A 19,988-nucleotide genomic window follows, 5' to 3' on the forward strand; every position below is an offset into this window, starting at 1 on the left:
GGGATAATTGCTGATTGAAATAGTCGATGTTAGTTGCTTTCTTTCTCTACGACTAATTTGGGGCTTTTATTTCGTTCTCTGATTAAGGCTGGCACGAAAATAAGCAATGAAACGATAACTAAGCACACAGTGGTGTTCGGCTGGAAATCAAAGAAGCCTAATGCAATTGGGGCAACAGAAAAAATAACAACGTAATGCCATGAGAAAACATAAAGCGAATGCCTACCGAGTAAAGCTAATGGTTTAAAGGTTAAAGCTTGCGGCCAACGGTGAATAATATAACCGAATAAGTACACCAGTAAGAAAAGGTTAAAGATTCTCAGCCAGCCCAGTAAAGGCTTATCTGCTAGTTCGTACAGGGTTCCTTGATGAATGCCATACTGAGCAAAAATATTTCGCTGAAAAAGAAATAATACTAGAGCTATGATACTGACTAAAAAGGTAATTGCTGGGTGTTTAAACCAATTGATAGGTTGATGTCGTGAGCAGTAACCAAGGCATATCCCCGCGACGAATAGCAGTTGCCATGCCAGCCAGCTAAAATAGCCTGTGTTAATCGTACCTTTCGCGAAATAAAGAGTCAGCAATGTGGAGAGATCAAAGTAACGACTGCCTAGCCACAACAACACACTGATTGTGATTACCCAATAAATACGCTTTTTCTTTAATTGGCTGATGATTAATGGCGATATCAGTAAGAAAGCGACGTACATAGGTAGGATGTCGAAATATGGAGGCTTATGCAGCAGCGTAAAACTGGCGACCAGTGTTGGTAGTGTATTCCCGATTAACCCTGGAAACAGCTCACTATAAAAAGTATTGGCGGGTTGTGAAAAAGAGATATAGCAGTAAGCGATAGTGAGAACAGCAAGAATCGCTATCAAGTGATAGATATAAAGCTGCTTCGCTCGTGTTAGTAATTTCTTTTTGTTTGATGCGGCATCAGCACCGGTATAGATCAGCCCGACCATCAGCCCTGAAACTAAAATAAATCCTTCCGCAGCCCCGACTTGACCAAAAGGCTGCAAAGTTATGAGTTGAATATTAGCCCAACCAACGGTTATCCAAATAAAGTGGTTGATAGTCATGATGAACAGCAAAGCGCCGCGAATGGTGTCGATTGAATGGTTACGTTGCATAGTGTTTCCTCCCTTAGTCATGACAGAGTATGGGGAGGAACATAAAAAAACTGACTAATTGTGTGGTGCTTGAATGAATCGCGATACTAACGAAACTTTATAGCATTCCTTTCTTAATCAAATATTGATAAGGCAATTGTTCCGTTTGTACGCCAACAAGTTGGTGATCCATAAATCGGCAAAAGCTTGGAATGTCTCGGGTAGTTGAAGGGTCGTCCGCTTTGACCAGTAACACATCGCCATCCTGCATATTTCGAATCGTCTTCCTGACCATCATGACTGGTTCTGGGCAACGTAGCCCTTCAGCTTCTAAAGTGTGTGTTGCGAGTTCAGGGTTGAATATCATGGTTTGCTTCTCTATGTGCTTCTGAGCAGAGAATGATACGTCCGCAGAAAAAATATGCAATAAGTGCTTGGCAAGCTGAATTATTTCCTATAAATTAATTAACAAGTTGATAACAACTTGCAACAATGACAACTAGCTAAGGAGTGGCGATGTTGACAGCACTAGACAGACTTACGATTTATTCGGTTCTCTGCTTTATTTCTTTTTGTGCATTAGTTTTACGCACACCTGCAGAGGCTTCACTTACACCTTTAATTGGTGTGGTGGTAACGCTTGGTGGCATTTGGGTTGAAATGCGCCGCTGGCAGAGTACGCCAGAAGAGCAAGAACATTAATTTAATAAACTTTGTTTTTAAAAGCTGATTTTTGAAGTCTTTTTTAAAAACCGTTTTTAAAGCATTGAAGGCAGATTTTAGATATTTAAAGCTACAGCGATTTAACTTAATTCCGATACGACTACATTCCGACACTATCCCCAGTTTTCTTGGGCTTCCCCGCTTAAATGCGGGATTTTTTTTATCTAAAGCATGCTATAAAAGACTGGTGTATGCATTTAGGTAATTGAGTGTGGAACTAGAAGATATTTATCGTCGAGACTTAAATTTGCTTGTGGCTTTGAAGGTCTTAATTGAAGAAGGCAGTGTAAGCCAAGCTGCTGTTCGCCTGAACTTGAGCCAATCTGCGACCAGCCGAGTTCTAGGTCGGCTTCGAGATTTACTCGATGACCCTTTATTTACTCGCCAAGGTCAGCGTTTAATTCCAACCAAAAAAGCACTAGAGATCAGCCAGCGTATTGATCAACCTTTGGAATCGTTTCGCCAATTACTGACCCCAAGTGACTTTAACCCATACTATTGCGATGAAAGATTTGTTATTGCGACGACCGATTATGCAATGCAGACCATTTTGCCTTACGCATTGCCGAAGATTTATGAGTTAGCCCCTAACATTTCTTTAGAGTTTGCCCCGCTTCAACATGAGCACTTATTCAAGCAATTAAGTACAGAGCGTGTGGATATGGCGATCTGCCGTCCAACAGGCCCCGTGACGCCTTTACATCAAGAAATTCTTGGTCCTGTTGGTGTGTCTTGTTTGTTATCTAAAAATCATCCGTTAGCCGATAGTGCTTTAACGTTAGAAGATTATGTTTCTTTGCCACATGCGATGATAGCCATCAGTGATGGGGTAAAATCCTTGCTAGATAATGCTCTAGTTAATCAAAGACCAAGAAAAATGGCGCTACGTGCTTACCACCTTGAAGCTGCGTTAGCGATTGTCGACAAGATGCCTTTAGTTATCACTGTTCCTGCGGATCTAGCGTATCTAGTTGCCGATCGTTATGACTTAGTGATTAAGCCTCTGCCCTTTGAATTTGTGCCGTTTGATTATTCACTCATTTGGCATTCACGTTGTGATTCCTCTGATTCACAGCAGTGGTTAAGGCGTGTTCTCAAAGAAGAGTGTGGGGAGCTAATTGAAAAGCGTATCGAAGATATAGGTTTTTTTAATCGCAACTAGGGCATGTCTATATATGTAATTGACATTATTAATAATGATTAATGTTTCCCAGAGTTGGTAAGGTTATTTGATTTTGTTTTTCTAGCTGCCTAATTTACTCATTTCTAAGGAGAGATGTGTAATGGAACAACCATATCAAAAACCAACGGCTGCTTTTGTTGCGTCGGCATGGGGTGCGTTTATTATTGGTGCAGGAGCTTACTTATTTGGTTTGTGGTACTCCGCGATGGAGCTGAATGAAAAGGGATACTATTTATCGTTATTGCTGTTTGGCTTATTTGCTGCAATTTCATTGCAAAAGACGGTGCGTGACAAATTAGAAGGGATCCATGTGACTGCTATGTATGTCATGAGCTGTCGAGTGGCTTTGGCGGCAGCTATTATTTTGTTTGCAATTGGATTGAGAAATGCAGAGTTGGCATTAAGTGAGAAAGGCTTTTTTGCCATGGCTTTTACGTTGGCTTTGTTTGCCGTGATTACGATTCAGAAGAATGTTCGAGATATTGCCGCTTGCCCAGAGAAAAAAGTAACAATGTTTGATGATGAGGCTGAACAGGCTCCACAAAAAAGCAGCGATTAAGCTGCTTAATTCAATAGAGATATTATTAAGGCTAAGTACTGTTTTGCTTAGCCTTGATCTTTTAGAGCGGACTAGATTCTAGATCTTAATAGAACTCGGTCTTAGTAGCTCTAGATCTTGATAACGCTAGATTTTAATAACAACGCGACCAGTAATTTGACCGTTAGTGATGTCTTCTGCTGCTTGAATCGCTTCATCTAAAGAAACTTCTTTAGTCGCTTGAGCGTAGAAAGATTCAGGTAAAAGCTCAGCCAGTTGTTCCCAAGCTTTGATGCGTTTTTCACGTGGACACATAACAGAGTCCACACCTTGTAGGCGAACATTACGTAGGATAAATGGCATTACGGTTGTTGGTAAGTCGAATCCGCCAGCTAGACCACAAGCGGCTACTGCACCGTTATAGTCCACTTGAGCCAATACTTTTGCCAACACTTTGCTGCCTACAGTATCAATAGCACCAGCCCATAATTGTTTCTCTAATGGTTTTGCTGGTTCTTCAAGCTCTGCACGTTCAACAATGCGAGAAGCGCCTAGTGATTTTAGTAATTCACCATTTTCTGAAGCTCGACCCGTTACCGCGGCAACTTTATAACCGAGTTGATTTAGTAGAGTAATAGACACACTGCCAACACCACCACTTGAACCTGTAACTAAGATTTCACCATCTTCTGGCTTAATACCTGCGTCCACAATCGCTTGAACACAAAGCATCGCGGTAAAACCAGCGGTACCAATCGCCATTACTTTTTTAGCGTCTAGCCCTTTTGGCATTGGTACTAACCAATCACCATTTAAGCTCGCTTTTTCAGCCATGCCACCCCAGTGACCTTCGCCTACCCCCCAACCAGTTAGAACGACTTCATCGCCTTCTTTGTAGCGAGGGTCATCTGATTGAGAAACCACACCAGAAAGGTCAATACCAGGAACCATCGGGAAGTTACGAACAATGCGCCCTTTGCCTGTTATTGCTAAGCCATCTTTGTAGTTAAGAGAAGAGTAGTTAACGTCAATTTTTACGTTACCTTCCGGCAGCTGTGCTTCATCAATTTGAGAAACTGCCGCGATGGTTTTTTTATCTTCTTGGTTTAATACAAGTGCTTTAAACATGATCTGCTCCATGGGAGGAATATTAGGAATCTGCCAATAACTTTAGACGACAAATCAGAGAAAAAATAATGAAACTTCAACATTAGATCTATGCGTTTTATGCATAGAGTGTAAGTGGATAAATATGGCTAATAAAAAGCGCAACCATGTAATCATGAGTTGCGCTCTCGATGTGGCTTGCAGTGAAGCCTTATTTATCCGTGCTGCTTAGCTTAAGTGCAGTTTAACTTAAGCGTGGATTTGCGAAGGGCATGTGAACTAAGGGCGTTCAAATACCGTTGCGATGCCTTGCCCTAAACCAATACACATAGTTGCTAAGCCGTACTTCACGTCTTGTGCTTCCATAAGGTTAATCAAGGTCGTTGAGATACGAGAACCCGAACAACCTAGTGGGTGACCCAGCGCAATTGCACCGCCGTTAAGGTTTACTTTCTCGTCAACCACATCCAGTAAGCCTAAGTCTTTCGCACAAGGTAGAGACTGAGCAGCAAATGCTTCGTTAAGTTCGATAACGCCCATATCTTCAATGCTCAAGCCTGCGCGCTTAAGTGCTTTCTTAGTTGCAGGAACAGGACCATAACCCATGATGGATGGATCACAACCTGCAATTGCCATCGACTTTACTCGAGCTCGAATCTTAAGACCAAGGGCATTGGCTTTTTCTTCGCTCATAATAAGCATTGCAGAAGCACCATCGGACAATGCTGATGAAGTACCTGCTGTTACTGTCCCGTTAGCTGGGTCAAATACTGGGCGAAGCTGTGATAAACCTTCAACGGTAGTTTCTGGACGAATTACTTCATCGTAATCGAGCGTAAACAGTGATCCGTCTGCTGCGTGAGCTTCTGTTGGTAGGATTTCGTTTTTGAAACGACCTTCGACAGTTGCAGCTTGTGCGCGAGCGTGTGAACGCGCCGCAAATGCATCTTGGTCTTCACGACTAATGCCATGCATTTTACCTAGCATTTCTGCGGTTAAGCCCATCATACCCGCGGCTTTTGCTACATTCTTTGACATACCTGGGTGGAAATCTACACCGTGATTCATTGGGACATGGCCCATGTGCTCCACACCGCCAATCAGGCAGATTTCAGCATCACCCACCATGATAGAACGGGTTGCATCATGCAGAGCTTGCATAGATGAACCACATAAACGGTTTACTGTTACTGCGCCAATCTCAATCGGTAAGCCAGCTAGAAGCGCCGCATTACGTGCAACGTTAAAGCCCTGCTCAAGGGTTTGTTGTACGCAACCCCAGTAAATGTCTTCGATTTCTGAAGGGTTAACTTCTGGGTTACGTTCTAAAATGCCTTTCATCAAGTGCGCAGATAAGTCTTCAGCACGAGTGTGACGGAAAGCTCCACCTTTGGAGCGTCCCATTGGGGTACGAAGGCAATCAACAACAACTACATTATTCATTTTGTTATTCCTTTTCCAAATGTGGGTTACAGAGAACTGGCTTGTTGGGCGTCATAAAAGCTTTCACCTTTCGCTGCCATATCAAGCAATAGTTGAGGAACCTGGTACATAGCACCTAAGTCTTGGTAGCTCTTCGCCATTTCAACGAAGTTACCAATACCCACACTGTCTAAGTAGCGGAATACGCCGCCTCTAAATGGAGGGAAGCCTAAACCGTAAACCAATGCCATATCTGCTTCTTGTGGAGAGGCGATAATGCCTTCTTCCAAACACAGCACTACTTCATTGATCATTGGAATCATCACGCGCTGGATAATGGTTTGGTCATCAAATTCTTGTGGTGATTGGCAAACATCAGCGAGTACTGGAAGAATGTCTGCAGAGAAGGTTTTCTTAGGACGACCGCGTTTATCTACGCTGTAGTTATAGAAGCCGCTGCCATTCTTCTGACCATATTTATCAGCTTCGAATAGAGCATCAATGGCATCACGACCCTCTTTGCCCATGCGCTCAGGGAAACCTTGAGCCATTACAGCTTGCGCGTGATGCGCAGTATCTAAACCAACCACATCAAGTAGGTAAGCAGGTCCCATTGGCCAGCCGAATTTACGCTCCATCACTTTATCTACTTTAGTGAAGTCTGCACCATCACGTAGCAACATACTAAAGCCGCCAAAGTATGGGAAAAGTACGCGGTTAACAAAGAATCCTGGGCAGTCATTAACAACGATAGGTGATTTACCCATTTTCGCTGCGTAAGCAACTACACGGTTAATTGTTTCTTCTGAAGTATGCTCACCACGGATTATCTCAACCAAAGGCATGCGATGTACTGGGTTGAAGAAGTGCATGCCACAGAAATTTTCTGGGCGCTTCAGCGACTTCGCCAGTAAGTTAATCGGAATTGTTGAGGTATTCGATGTTAGAACGGCGTCTTCGCTCACGTGGTTTTCTACTTCGCTAAGCACCGCTGCTTTTACTTTCGGGTTTTCAACCACGGCTTCTACAATCACGTCAGATTGTTCAATGCCGGCATAATGTAGGCTTGGAGTAATAGAAGACAGAATACCTGCCATCTTGAACCCGTCTAAGCGACCGCGTGATAAGCGTTTGTTTAGCAGCTTAGAAGCTTCATTCATGCCGAGATCAAGCGATGCTTGTGCGATATCTTTCATCATCACAGGCACGCCTTTTAGCGCTGACTGGTAAGCAATACCGCCACCCATGATGCCAGCACCTAGTACGGCAGCGCGTTCTGTAGCTTTGTTTGCTGATTTTCCTGCCTGCTTAGCAAGCCCTTTGATGTACTGGTCATTTAGGAATAAGCCAACCAATGCTTTTGCTTCTTCGGACTTAGCCAGTTTCACGAAATGTTTGCGTTCGATATCAAGAGCAGCATCGCGATCGCTTCGAGCGGCTTCTTCAATAGCAATAACCGAAGTGATAGGGGCTGGATAATGAGGACCTGCTTTTTGAGCAACAAGACCTTTCGCCATGGTGAAACTCATCATGGCTTCGAGTTTGCTTAATGACAGTGCCGATGTTTTTTGCTTACGGCGAAGTTGCCAATCCAGTTGTTCGTTTGCAGCCAAAGAAACGGTATTGATTGCTGATTCTAGTAATTGGTCTGTTTCGACTATTGCATCGAGCAAGCCAATCTTGAGTGCTTCATCTGCTCGGCATGCTTTACCTTGAGTGATGATTTCCATTGCGCTGTCTGCGCCAATAACTCGAGGTAATCTTACACAACCACCAAATCCAGGCATGATGCCCAGTTTTGTTTCGGGTAAACCAATGCTGGTGGTCTTGTCACCGATACGGAAGTCAGTGGCAAGTACACACTCACATCCGCCGCCAAGGGCATGACCGCGCATCATTGAAAGGGTTGGAACAGGAAGGTCTTCGAGTTTGCTAAAGATTGAGTTGGCGAATCTTAACCATTCATCAAGTTCTGCTTCTGGCTTAGCAAATAAGCCTAGGAATTCAGTGATATCAGCACCGACAATAAACGCATCTTTGTTTGAAGTTAATATCAAACCGCGTAAGCCAGAGTGGGCTTTTAGGGCGTCTAGTGCTTGGTCTAGGGATTCTAAAGTAGCAAGGTCGAGCTTATTTACGGAAGCTGGAGCGCAGAAGCTCAGCTCTGCTATTCCATCTTGTAATTCCTTTACCTGTAGGGTGTTAGCTTGGTAAATCATTGTCTATCTCCATGACATACAATTCGTGATTGCGTGAGAGAATTTTTGTTATATTGATTACGTTACTGCTCTTCTGGTTAGACCAGTGTTTTTAGTGTGAACTTGAGATTGGTTAAATTCAATACATTTTTTAAACAATTGTTTAACATTGTGCGTTAGGACAGATCTCTAACTGTTATCTTTTCTGCGTGATACACTTTGCCGACCTTAGTGAAAAAGCCAACAATATGAATGACCAGCCGTTTCTCGTGCCTTTGGAATCCGCGCGTTTTGAAGAAGAAATAAAGAAGAGTGTTTTCATCACTCATTTAGCCCATACACCAAGTGTAGAAGTTGCTAAAAAATTTATAGAGCAAATCAAACAAGAACACTCATCAGCAAGACATAATTGTTGGGGTTTTGTCGCGGGTCGCCCAGAAGATTCAATGAAATGGGGCTTCAGTGATGATGGTGAGCCGTCAGGTACTGCAGGCAAGCCTATTTTGGCTCAGTTGTCTGGTTCTGGTGTCGGAGAACTGACTGCCGTAGTCACGCGATATTCAGGTGGAATCAAACTTGGGACGGGTGGTTTAGTGAAAGCGTATGGTGGTGGAGTGCAACAAGCTCTCAAGCTGCTTCAAACTATCGAGAAAAAAATAACCACAAATCTACGGCTAGAGTTAGACTATGGATTCATGCCAATCGCACAATCAATAATGACTCAATATGATGCACAAGAAGTGCAAGCGAATTACGGAGTTCAAGTTGAGTTGGTGGTTGAAATAGAACTTCGTCAGGTTGAAGCGTTTACGCAGACCGTGATTAATAAAAGTGGTGCTAAGGCACTGGTCTCGAAAATCAAAGATAACTAGGAAGTTTGAAGCTTTTCGCTTCGGTTAATCACTCATGCAATTTCGTTCAATTATTCGAATCGTCGGGTTACTGCTCGCTCTCTTTAGTGTTTCAATGCTCGCGCCAGCTTTGGTTGCGTTGATCTACCGAGATGGTGCTGGTGTTCCCTTTGTTACTACTTTCTTTGTACTGCTATTTTTCGGTGCATTAAGTTGGTTTCCCAACCGCCGACATAAACATGAATTAAAAGCTCGAGATGGCTTTTTGATCGTCGTTTTATTTTGGACGGTAATCGGCAGCGCGGGTGCTTTACCTTTCCTCATTGCTGATAACCCCAACGTTTCAGTTACTGATGCCTTTTTTGAATCTTTTTCTGCTCTAACAACGACAGGGGCAACCGTCATTGTAGGGCTGGATGACCTCCCTAAAGCGATTCTTTTCTATCGCCAGTTTTTGCAGTGGTTTGGTGGTATGGGGATCATTGTACTTGCCGTCGCTATTTTGCCTGTTTTGGGTATCGGTGGTATGCAGCTATATCGTGCTGAAATCCCCGGTCCAGTAAAAGACAGCAAGATGACTCCGCGAATAGCAGAAACAGCTAAAGCGCTTTGGTATATCTACCTAAGTTTGACTATTGCTTGTGCGGTTGCATTTTGGTTAGCGGGAATGAGTGCGTTTGACGCGATCAGCCATAGCTTCTCAACTATCGCGATTGGTGGGTTCTCTACTCACGATGCGAGTATGGGATATTTTAATAGCCCTGCTATTAATATGATTACCGTGGTGTTCCTTCTTATATCTGCGTGTAACTATTCACTACATTTTGCGGCTTTTGCTTCTGGTGGTGTACACCCTAAATATTATTGGAAAGATCCAGAGTTTCGCGCTTTTATCTTCATACAAGTTGTCTTGTTTCTTGTCTGTTTCTTGCTGCTACTTAATCATCATTCCTATGACTCTTATTATGATGCGTTCGATCAGGCACTTTTTCAAACCGTTTCCATTTCAACCACGGCTGGATTTACGACGACAGGTTTTTCCGAATGGCCACTATTCTTACCGGTGCTTTTGCTTTTTTCTTCTTTTATAGGAGGATGTGCAGGTTCAACGGGCGGTGGCATGAAAGTAATACGTATTTTACTCCTGACTCTGCAGGGCGCTCGTGAAATGAAACGTCTTGTTCACCCTAGAGCCGTTTATACAATCAAAGTTGGAGGCTCAGCATTGCCACAACGAGTGGTGGATGCAGTTTGGGGTTTCTTTTCTGCTTATGCACTTGTTTTTGTTGTTTGTATGTTGGCCCTTATTGCAACAGGCATGGATGAGCTGAGTGCTTTCTCTGCTGTAGCGGCAACATTGAATAACCTTGGTCCTGGTCTTGGCGAGGTTTCTGTTCACTTTGGCGATGTTAATGACAAAGCAAAGTGGGTATTGATTGTTTCTATGCTTTTTGGGCGCTTGGAAATATTTACTCTATTAATTCTACTTACACCTACGTTTTGGCGTAGCTAAGGAACCATTGTGGAAAAAGCTTTATTTCTATATTCAAGCCGAGAAGGTCAGACTAAAAAAATTCTGCACTATATAGAAGAAGAATTAAAAGACTTTGAATGTGAAGTGATGGATTTGCATTTGGTCGATGAGATTGATTTTACACACTATGACAGAGTGCTGATTGGTGCCTCTATTCGTTATGGCCATTTGAACAAAAAGCTGTACCAGTTTATTGGAAAGAACTTAAAGCAGCTCCAAACGCATAATGTTGCGTTCTTCTGTGTCAATTTAACTGCTCGTAAAGAGGACCAAGGTAAAGATACACCAGAAGGAAGTGCGTATATAAAGACGTTTCTTAAAAAGTCGCCGTGGCAGCCCGCATTAATAGGCATATTTGCAGGAGCCCTTTATTACCCGCGTTATAAATGGTTCGACAGAGTGATGATTCGCTTTATTATGAATATGACGGGTGGGGAAACGGATACAACCAAAGAAGTTGAGTATACAAATTGGAATAAGGTCTCTCTTTTTACCGATAAATTTCGAAATCTGTAGTGGTAAAGCTTATTTATAAGGCGTTTTGACTGGTTTTTAGTCGAACAGATAAAAAGATAAGAAAAACGTAAAAAAAGCCTTGCCAACGTGACGCCGATCTCTATAATGCGACCTCGTTGAAACGGGAAGGCTTCTTAGGAAACCAGAACGAATTAACTAGTCAAATTAGCCAAGCCAAGCGCTTGAAAGAGTTTTGAAAAAAGTGGTTGACACTAAAGCTCAAATAGCTAAAATGACCGTCCGATTTGAGCGAAGCTCAAAAAGGAAAAGCTCTTTAACAATTTAAACCTATCAATCTGTGTGGGCACTCGTTGATGAATATCAAAATTTGTTTTGCAATAGCAAAGCAAGATTTCCTCGGAAATCAATTTGGTTTCAATGAACTGAGTGACCAATACAAAATTAAGTTTACTTAATTTTGGCACAGTCAATTCATTATCATTCTGTTGGAATGGTAATAGCTTTAGAATTACATGTTTACTTCGGTAAATATTAGTTTTGAAGTCAGTATTCATTGAGCCGACAAAATCTTAAATTGAAGAGTTTGATCATGGCTCAGATTGAACGCTGGCGGCAGGCCTAACACATGCAAGTCGAGCGGAAACGACAACATTGATTCTTCGGATGATTTGTTGGGCGTCGAGCGGCGGACGGGTGAGTAATGCCTAGGAAGTTGCCCGGTAGAGGGGGATAACCATTGGAAACGATGGCTAATACCGCATAATCTCTATGGAGCAAAGCAGGGGACCTTCGGGCCTTGTGCTACCGGATACGCCTAGGTGGGATTAGCTAGTTGGTGAGGTAATGGCTCACCAAGGCGACGATCCCTAGCTGGTCTGAGAGGATGATCAGCCACACTGGAACTGAGACACGGTCCAGACTCCTACGGGAGGCAGCAGTGGGGAATATTGCACAATGGGCGAAAGCCTGATGCAGCCATGCCGCGTGTATGAAGAAGGCCTTCGGGTTGTAAAGTACTTTCAGTTGTGAGGAAGGGGGTAAGCTTAATACGCTTATCTCTTGACGTTAGCAACAGAAGAAGCACCGGCTAACTCCGTGCCAGCAGCCGCGGTAATACGGAGGGTGCGAGCGTTAATCGGAATTACTGGGCGTAAAGCGCATGCAGGTGGTTCATTAAGTCAGATGTGAAAGCCCGGGGCTCAACCTCGGAACTGCATTTGAAACTGGTGAACTAGAGTACTGTAGAGGGGGGTAGAATTTCAGGTGTAGCGGTGAAATGCGTAGAGATCTGAAGGAATACCAGTGGCGAAGGCGGCCCCCTGGACAGATACTGACACTCAGATGCGAAAGCGTGGGGAGCAAACAGGATTAGATACCCTGGTAGTCCACGCCGTAAACGATGTCTACTTGGAGGTTGTGGCCTTGAGCCGTGGCTTTCGGAGCTAACGCGTTAAGTAGACCGCCTGGGGAGTACGGTCGCAAGATTAAAACTCAAATGAATTGACGGGGGCCCGCACAAGCGGTGGAGCATGTGGTTTAATTCGATGCAACGCGAAGAACCTTACCTACTCTTGACATCCAGAGAAGCCAGCGGAGACGCAGGTGTGCCTTCGGGAGCTCTGAGACAGGTGCTGCATGGCTGTCGTCAGCTCGTGTTGTGAAATGTTGGGTTAAGTCCCGCAACGAGCGCAACCCTTATCCTTGTTTGCCAGCGAGTAATGTCGGGAACTCCAGGGAGACTGCCGGTGATAAACCGGAGGAAGGTGGGGACGACGTCAAGTCATCATGGCCCTTACGAGTAGGGCTACACACGTGCTACAATGGCGCATACAGAGGGCAGCAAGCTAGCGATAGTGAGCGAATCCCAAAAAGTGCGTCGTAGTCCGGATTGGAGTCTGCAACTCGACTCCATGAAGTCGGAATCGCTAGTAATCGTGAATCAGAATGTCACGGTGAATACGTTCCCGGGCCTTGTACACACCGCCCGTCACACCATGGGAGTGGGCTGCAAAAGAAGTGGGTAGTTTAACCTTTCGGGGAGGACGCTCACCACTTTGTGGTTCATGACTGGGGTGAAGTCGTAACAAGGTAGCCCTAGGGGAACCTGGGGCTGGATCACCTCCTTATACGAAGATATCGTTGATGAGTACCCACACAGATTGATTAGGTTTAGAAAGTAAAAGAGACGAAGAACTCCCAAGTTCTTCAATATCCAGTGTCCCGTTCGTCTAGAGGCCTAGGACACCGCCCTTTCACGGCGGTAACAGGGGTTCGACTCCCCTACGGGATACCATTGGGTCGTTAGCTCAGTTGGTAGAGCAGTTGACTTTTAATCAATTGGTCGCAGGTTCGAATCCTGCACGACCCACCATTTCCTCCCAAGGAAATAAAAATATGGGGCTATAGCTCAGCTGGGAGAGCGCCTGCCTTGCACGCAGGAGGTCTGCGGTTCGATCCCGCATAGCTCCACCATTCTTTCTCACGAAGGAATTAAAACTTTCGTGGGCGATTAGCTCAGTTGGGAGAGCACCTGCCTTACAAGCAGGGGGTCACTGGTTCGAGCCCGGTATCGCCCACCATCTTTAAGAGTTCTTCCTTAAGAATTTTTAAAAATGGTTTTGAAAGTTTAACGCTTAAAAACTCTTGCTCTTTAACAATTTGGAAAGCTGACTGATTGATTACTTACGAGTAATTCAATCAAATTTAAAAGTTCTCAATGTTTATCTTTAACTAGATAAACACAACAAACACATTCAAGTGTCTTGTATTCGAATCAAACTTTAGTTTGATTCACAATTGAGTCCGGCAAACAGTTATCAAGAATTAACCCTTCTTGATGACAACCAAAACCTTGGTTAGTTGCCATACACTAAGACCCTTTCGGGTTGTATGGTTAAGTGACTAAGCGTACACGGTGGATGCCTTGGCAGTCAGAGGCGATGAAAGGCGTAATAACTTGCGATAAGCCCAGATTAGGTAGTAATAACCTTTTGAGTCTGGGATTCCTGAATGGGGAAACCCACTTACATAAGTAAGTATCCTGTTGTGAATACATAGCAACAGGAGGCAAACCGGGGGAACTGAAACATCTAAGTACCCCGAGGAAGAGAAATCAACCGAGATTCCGAAAGTAGCGGCGAGCGAAATTGGATTAGCCCTTAAGCTTTTAATGATGCAGGTGAAGACTCTGGAAAGTGTCGCAACAAAGGGTGATAGCCCCGTAACCGACGCATCATAATCAGTGAAATCGAGTAGGGCGGGACACGTGATATCCTGTCTGAATATGGGGGGACCATCCTCCAAGGCTAAATACTACTGACTGACCGATAGTGAACCAGTACCGTGAGGGAAAGGCGAAAAGAACCCCTGTGAGGGGAGTGAAATAGAACCTGAAACCGTGTACGTACAAGCAGTAGGAGCACCTTCGTGGTGTGACTGCGTACCTTTTGTATAATGGGTCAGCGACTTAATTTTAGTAGCAAGGTTAACCGTTTAGGGGAGCCGTAGGGAAACCGAGTCTTAACTGGGCGTACAGTTGCTAGGATTAGACCCGAAACCAGGTGATCTAGCCATGGGCAGGTTGAAGGTTGAGTAACATCAACTGGAGGACCGAACCGACTAATGTTGAAAAATTAGCGGATGACTTGTGGCTAGGGGTGAAAGGCCAATCAAACCTGGAGATAGCTGGTTCTCCCCGAAAGCTATTTAGGTAGCGCCTCGGACGAATACTACTGGGGGTAGAGCACTGTTAAGGCTAGGGGGTCATCCCGACTTACCAACCCTTTGCAAACTCCGAATACCAGTAAGTACTATCCGGGAGACACACGGCGGGTGCTAACGTCCGTCGTGGAGAGGGAAACAACCCAGACCGCCAGCTAAGGTCCCAAAGTATAGCTAAGTGGGAAACGATGTGGGAAGGCTCAGACAGCCAGGATGTTGGCTTAGAAGCAGCCATCATTTAAAGAAAGCGTAATAGCTCACTGGTCGAGTCGGCCTGCGCGGAAGATGTAACGGGGCTAAGCTATACACCGAAGCTGCGGCTACGTACCTTAGGGTATGTGGGGTAGGGGAGCGTTCTGTAAGCCGTTGAAGGTGGTCTGTAAGGGCTGCTGGAGGTATCAGAAGTGCGAATGCTGACATGAGTAACGATAAAGGGAGTGAAAAACTCCCTCGCCGGAAGACCAAGGGTTCCTGTCCAACGTTAATCGGGGCAGGGTAAGTCGACTCCTAAGGCGAGGCCGAAAGGCGTAGTCGATGGGAAACAGGTTAATATTCCTGTACTTCTTATAATTGCGATGGGGGGACGGAGAAGGCTAGGTGAGCCTGGCGACGGTTGTCCAGGTCCAAGTACGTAGGCGGAAAGTTTAGGTAAATCCGGACTTTCATTAACGCTGAGATACGATGTCGAGCTACTACGGTAGTGAAGTCATTGATGCCATACTTCCAGGAAAAGCCTCTAAGCTTCAGATTATAAGAAATCGTACCCCAAACCGACACAGGTGGTCGGGTAGAGAATACCAAGGCGCTTGAGAGAACTCGGGTGAAGGAACTAGGCAAAATGGTACCGTAACTTCGGGAGAAGGTACGCTCTTATCAGTGAAGTCCCTTGCGGATGGAGCAGACGAGAGTCGCAGATACCAGGTGGCTGCAACTGTTTATTAAAAACACAGCACTGTGCAAAATCGTAAGATGACGTATACGGTGTGACGCCTGCCCGGTGCCGGAAGGTTAATTGATGGGGTTAGACTTCGGTCGAAGCTCTTGATCGAAGCCCCGGTAAACGGCGGCCGTAACTATAACGGTCCTAAGGTAGCGAAATTCCTTGTCGGGTAAGTTCCGACCTGCACGAATGGCGTAATGATGGCCACGCTGTCTCCACCCGAGACTCAGTGAAATTGAAATCGCTGTGAAGATGCAGTGTACCCGCGGCTAGACGGAAAGACCCCGTGAACCTTTACTACAGCTTGGCACTGAACATTGACCCTACATGTGTAGGATAGGTGGGAGACTATGAAATTGCGTCGCTAGATGTGATGGAGTCGTCCTTGAAATACCACCCTTGTATGCTTGATGTTCTAACGTCGGTCCCTGAATCGGGATTACGGACAGTGCCTGGTGGGTAGTTTGACTGGGGCGGTCTCCTCCCAAAGAGTAACGGAGGAGCACGAAGGTGGGCTAAACACGGTTGGACATCGTGTGGTTAGTGCAATGGCATAAGCCCGCTTGACTGCGAGAATGACAATTCGAGCAGGTGCGAAAGCAGGTCATAGTGATCCGGTGGTTCTGAATGGAAGGGCCATCGCTCAACGGATAAAAGGTACTCCGGGGATAACAGGCTGATACCGCCCAAGAGTTCATATCGACGGCGGTGTTTGGCACCTCGATGTCGGCTCATCACATCCTGGGGCTGAAGTCGGTCCCAAGGGTATGGCTGTTCGCCATTTAAAGTGGTACGCGAGCTGGGTTTAGAACGTCGTGAGACAGTTCGGTCCCTATCTGCCGTGGGCGTTGGAAAATTGAAAGGGGCTGCTCCTAGTACGAGAGGACCGGAGTGGACGAACCTCTGGTGTTCGGGTTGTCATGCCAATGGCATTGCCCGGTAGCTAAGTTCGGAATCGATAAGCGCTGAAAGCATCTAAGCGCGAAGCGAGCCTTGAGATGAGTTTTCCCTGACGCTTTAAGCGTCCTTAAGGGTTGTCGTAGACTACGACGTTGATAGGCAGGGTGTGTAAGTGCTGCGAGGCATTGAGCTAACCTGTACTAATTGCCCGTGAGGCTTAACCATACAACACCCAAGGGGTTTTGTGGACTCATAGAAATACCAGACCTTGAATGAGTTTGAAGAGAACAAAAACAGCTTTCCAGATTATTTTGCCTTCAGTTTTTAAACTGAAAGTAAAAGCAAAATTTGCTTGGCGACCATAGCATTGTGGACCCACCTGATCCCATGCCGAACTCAGAAGTGAAACACAATAGCGCCGATGGTAGTGTGGGGCTTCCCCATGTGAGAGTAGGACATCGCCAGGCTTTAAATATCGTTACTTGCATTAGCAATTAACAACATCATTAGTGTACTAATCTATTGATGACAATTTGTTGGAGGGATGGCTGAGTGGTCGAAAGCACCGGTCTTGAAAACCGGCAACCGTTAATAGCGGTTCTAGGGTTCAAATCCCTATCCCTCCACCACCATTGAAAAGCCCGCTGAGAAATCAGCGGGCTTTTTCATATCTGCTATTTAGAAAAACAAAAAAGAGCACTAATGTGCTCTCTATTATTTTCTTAACCAGCATATCTAAAGTTAACTAGTCAGGGAGATACTTTCCTTCGGCTACTTGCCAAAAAGCTCTAATCAATGGGTTCTCCAGTTGAGATCGCTTACAGCAAACACCTAATTCAAAGGGCTTGATTGGTTCTATCTTTAAGCGGTCGACGTTATCCCTTACTGGACTGTTATTAATCACAACATCCGGAGCAATACCTACCCCACACCCCAGTGCTACCATACTTACGATCGCTTCATGACCTGATACCTGAGCGTAAATGTTGGGCTTTATCTTCATCTTTTTGAACCATGCGTTCGCACGTTCTCGAGCAGTCCCTGCTTCTGGGATGATAAAAGGCACTTTATTCCAATTTGGCTTATCTGATTGCAGTTGCTGACTAAAACTGCTGACCCCTGACGGGATGATGACTGATAGTGGTATATCGCTGATGGTTTCGAATTCTAATCTTGAAGGAAGGATGTCTGGCTTCGCTGAGATAGCAATATCCGCTTCATCATTTAGAATCTTGTCGATAGATTGAGCCGGGTCACCGGTAGAGAGCTTAAATTCAATATACGGATGAATTGCTCTGAATTCGGTAATGAGTTCAGGAAGATGACTGTAGCTTGCTGTTACAGAACAGAAAATACGGATCTCACCCTTGAGCTCCTGTTCTCCGCCTTTTAGATGAAGATTATATTGCTGCCACTCGCCAACGATGCTCAATGCCACAGGCAACAGATGTTTCCCTGCCGGTGTGAGGTCAACACTTCGATTATCCCTGATAAGCAGTTCTTGCCCTGTTTCTTCTTCAAGCTTTTGTATCTGACGACTAAGAGCAGAAGGACTGACGTGCATAGCAGCAGCTGTTTTGCTGAAACTCTTGCTATCACATAAATGTATAAATAATTGTAGAGATTTTATGTTCATGTTCTGTGAGCGTTTCCATGTTGCATTTATTGCAATAACTAATTGTGAATATATCACTTTCAGCAACGGAGTGTCTGTTTTAGTATGAAGTCATTCGATAGAGAGATATCGACCTTACGGACTTATTTTTAAAGGAGTGCCCTACAATGGCTAACTATTTCAATACATTAAACCTTCGTGAGCAACTAGACCAATTAGGTCGCTGCCGTTTCATGGATCGTGAAGAATTCGCGACAGAAGCTGAATATCTTGAAGGCAAGAAAATCGTTATTGTTGGTTGTGGTGCTCAAGGCCTAAACCAAGGTCTGAACATGCGTGATTCTGGTCTAGACGTATCTTACGCTCTACGCCAAGCTGCAATTGATGAGAAGCGTCAATCATTCAAGAACGCTGACGAAAACGGCTTTGTTGTGGGTAGCTATGAAACGCTAATTCCTCAAGCAGACCTAGTTATTAACCTTACTCCAGATAAGCAACACACCAATGTTGTTGAGACAGTAATGCCTCTAATGAAAGAAGGTGCTGCTCTTGGTTACTCTCATGGTTTCAACGTTGTTGAAGAAGGCATGCAATTACGTGCTGACCTTACCGTTGTAATGGTTGCACCTAAGTGTCCAGGGTCTGAAGTTCGTGAAGAGTACAAGCGTGGTTTCGGTGTTCCAACACTGATCGCTGTTCATCCAGAAAATGACCCTAAAGGTGAAGGCTGGGATATCGCTAAAGCTTGGGCTGCAGGTACTGGTGGTCACCGTGCAGGTTGCCTAGAGTCTTCATTCGTAGCTGAAGTTAAATCTGACCTTATGGGTGAGCAAACAATTCTATGTGGCATGCTACAAGCCGGTTCTATCGTATCTTACGAGAAGATGATTGCTGATGGCATCGAACCAGGCTACGCAGGTAAACTTCTGCAATACGGTTGGGAAACGATTACTGAAGCACTTAAGTTCGGTGGCGTAACTCACATGATGGACCGTCTATCTAACCCAGCTAAAGTTAAAGCGTTTGAGCTTTCTGAAGAGCTAAAAGACTTAATGCGTCCGCTTTACAACAAACACATGGATGACATCATTTCTGGTCACTTCTCTAGCACTATGATGGCTGACTGGGCGAACGATGACGTGAACCTACTGGGTTGGCGTGAAGAGACTGGCGAAACTGCATTCGAAAACTACCCAACTTCTGACGTAGAAATCTCAGAGCAAGAGTACTTCGATAACGGTATCCTTATGGTTGCTATGGTTCGTGCGGGTGTTGAGCTAGCATTCGAAGCAATGACAGCATCTGGCATCATCGATGAGTCTGCTTACTACGAGTCTCTACATGAGCTTCCGCTAATCGCAAACACAGTTGCTCGTAAACGTCTTTACGAAATGAACGTTGTAATCTCTGATACAGCTGAGTACGGTAACTACCTATTCGCTAACGTAGCAACACCGCTACTACGCGAGCAGTTCATGCCTTCAGTTGCAACTGATGTAATTGGTCGCGGTCTAGGTGAAGCATCTAACCACGTAGATAACGCGAAGCTAATTGAAGTAAACGAAGCTATCCGTAACCACCCTGTAGAGTACATTGGTGAAGAGCTACGTAGCTACATGAGTGACATGAAGCGTATCGCTGTTGGCGGTTAATTAGTCGCTT

The 19,988-nt window shown here is 44.9% G+C and carries 13 protein-coding genes, 5 tRNA genes and 3 rRNA genes; 15 read left to right on the forward strand and 6 right to left on the reverse strand.

Annotated features, from left to right (window positions below; translation table 11 throughout):
- Positions 1–29: 29 nt before the first annotated feature.
- On the reverse strand, positions 30–1,139 hold the full coding sequence (gene opgC, locus OCU78_RS00070; protein WP_137375445.1) for an OpgC domain-containing protein: 1,110 nt from the start codon (positions 1,137–1,139) through the stop codon (positions 30–32).
- A gap of 97 nt (positions 1,140–1,236) precedes the next feature.
- Complete coding sequence (tusA, locus tag OCU78_RS00075) at positions 1,237–1,485, reverse strand: sulfurtransferase TusA (protein ID WP_137375446.1); 249 nt, start codon at positions 1,483–1,485, stop codon at positions 1,237–1,239.
- A gap of 149 nt (positions 1,486–1,634) precedes the next feature.
- Here tusA and OCU78_RS00080 point away from each other — a divergent pair, with 149 nt between their 5' ends.
- From OCU78_RS00080 to yiaA, 3 genes are all read left to right on the forward strand, one after another.
- Positions 1,635–1,820, forward strand: coding sequence for a hypothetical protein (locus OCU78_RS00080; protein WP_137375447.1), 186 nt, complete (start codon positions 1,635–1,637; stop codon positions 1,818–1,820).
- 232 nt (positions 1,821–2,052) lie between these two features.
- Positions 2,053–3,003: a LysR family transcriptional regulator gene (locus OCU78_RS00085; protein ID WP_137375448.1), complete on the forward strand. Its 951-nt coding sequence runs from the start codon at positions 2,053–2,055 to the stop codon at positions 3,001–3,003.
- A 121-nt stretch (positions 3,004–3,124) separates the two neighbouring features.
- Positions 3,125–3,583: an inner membrane protein YiaA gene (yiaA, locus tag OCU78_RS00090; protein WP_137375449.1), complete on the forward strand. Its 459-nt coding sequence runs from the start codon at positions 3,125–3,127 to the stop codon at positions 3,581–3,583.
- A gap of 126 nt (positions 3,584–3,709) precedes the next feature.
- Here yiaA and acuI read toward each other — a convergent pair whose 3' ends face one another.
- From acuI to fadB, 3 genes are all read right to left on the reverse strand, one after another.
- The gene (gene acuI, locus OCU78_RS00095; RefSeq protein WP_137375450.1) at positions 3,710–4,690 is read right to left on the reverse strand and encodes an acrylyl-CoA reductase (NADPH); all 981 of its coding nucleotides are present in this window, start codon (positions 4,688–4,690) and stop codon (positions 3,710–3,712) included.
- Between the two features lie 258 nt (positions 4,691–4,948).
- Positions 4,949–6,112, reverse strand: coding sequence for an acetyl-CoA C-acyltransferase FadA (fadA, locus tag OCU78_RS00100; RefSeq protein ID WP_137375451.1), 1,164 nt, complete (start codon positions 6,110–6,112; stop codon positions 4,949–4,951).
- 26 nt (positions 6,113–6,138) lie between these two features.
- A complete protein-coding gene (gene fadB, locus OCU78_RS00105) occupies positions 6,139–8,310 on the reverse strand; it encodes a fatty acid oxidation complex subunit alpha FadB (RefSeq protein ID WP_137375452.1) in 2,172 nt (723 codons plus the stop codon).
- Positions 8,311–8,537: 227 nt separating this feature from the next.
- On the opposite strand from fadB, the gene OCU78_RS00110 reads away from it, so the two are divergent.
- The 11 genes from OCU78_RS00110 (at position 8,538) to OCU78_RS00160 (ending at position 17,340) form a co-directional block, all read left to right on the forward strand.
- Positions 8,538–9,161, forward strand: coding sequence for a YigZ family protein (locus tag OCU78_RS00110; RefSeq protein WP_137375453.1), 624 nt, complete (start codon positions 8,538–8,540; stop codon positions 9,159–9,161).
- 34 nt (positions 9,162–9,195) lie between these two features.
- Positions 9,196–10,653, forward strand: coding sequence for a TrkH family potassium uptake protein (locus OCU78_RS00115; RefSeq protein ID WP_137375454.1), 1,458 nt, complete (start codon positions 9,196–9,198; stop codon positions 10,651–10,653).
- Positions 10,654–10,662: 9 nt separating this feature from the next.
- Entirely contained in the window at positions 10,663–11,190 is a 528-nt protein-coding gene (gene hemG, locus OCU78_RS00120) for a menaquinone-dependent protoporphyrinogen IX dehydrogenase (protein ID WP_137375455.1), read from the forward strand.
- Between the two features lie 532 nt (positions 11,191–11,722).
- Positions 11,723–13,277 (forward strand): 16S ribosomal RNA (locus OCU78_RS00125).
- A 91-nt stretch (positions 13,278–13,368) separates the two neighbouring features.
- A tRNA-Glu gene (locus OCU78_RS00130) sits at positions 13,369–13,444 on the forward strand.
- 2 nt (positions 13,445–13,446) lie between these two features.
- Positions 13,447–13,522 (forward strand) — tRNA-Lys (locus OCU78_RS00135).
- A gap of 25 nt (positions 13,523–13,547) precedes the next feature.
- Positions 13,548–13,623 (forward strand) — tRNA-Ala (locus tag OCU78_RS00140).
- Between the two features lie 31 nt (positions 13,624–13,654).
- A tRNA-Val gene (locus OCU78_RS00145) sits at positions 13,655–13,730 on the forward strand.
- Between the two features lie 312 nt (positions 13,731–14,042).
- Positions 14,043–16,936, forward strand: a 23S ribosomal RNA gene (locus tag OCU78_RS00150).
- A gap of 126 nt (positions 16,937–17,062) precedes the next feature.
- Positions 17,063–17,178: ribosomal RNA gene (gene rrf, locus OCU78_RS00155) — 5S ribosomal RNA — on the forward strand.
- The 16S, 23S and 5S rRNA genes sit together here with 5 tRNA genes alongside, the layout of an rRNA operon.
- Positions 17,179–17,249: 71 nt before the next feature.
- Positions 17,250–17,340 (forward strand) — tRNA-Ser (locus OCU78_RS00160).
- Positions 17,341–17,456: 116 nt separating this feature from the next.
- On the opposite strand, the gene ilvY is transcribed toward OCU78_RS00160, so the two are convergent.
- Positions 17,457–18,347: an HTH-type transcriptional activator IlvY gene (gene ilvY / locus OCU78_RS00165; RefSeq protein WP_137373879.1), complete on the reverse strand. Its 891-nt coding sequence runs from the start codon at positions 18,345–18,347 to the stop codon at positions 17,457–17,459.
- Between the two features lie 146 nt (positions 18,348–18,493).
- On the opposite strand from ilvY, the gene ilvC reads away from it, so the two are divergent.
- A complete protein-coding gene (ilvC, locus tag OCU78_RS00170) occupies positions 18,494–19,978 on the forward strand; it encodes a ketol-acid reductoisomerase (protein ID WP_137373880.1) in 1,485 nt (494 codons plus the stop codon).
- The last annotated feature ends 10 nt before the right edge of the window (positions 19,979–19,988 follow it).

This window comes from Vibrio gallaecicus (assembly GCF_024347495.1).
Lineage (GTDB): Bacteria > Pseudomonadota > Gammaproteobacteria > Enterobacterales > Vibrionaceae > Vibrio > Vibrio gallaecicus.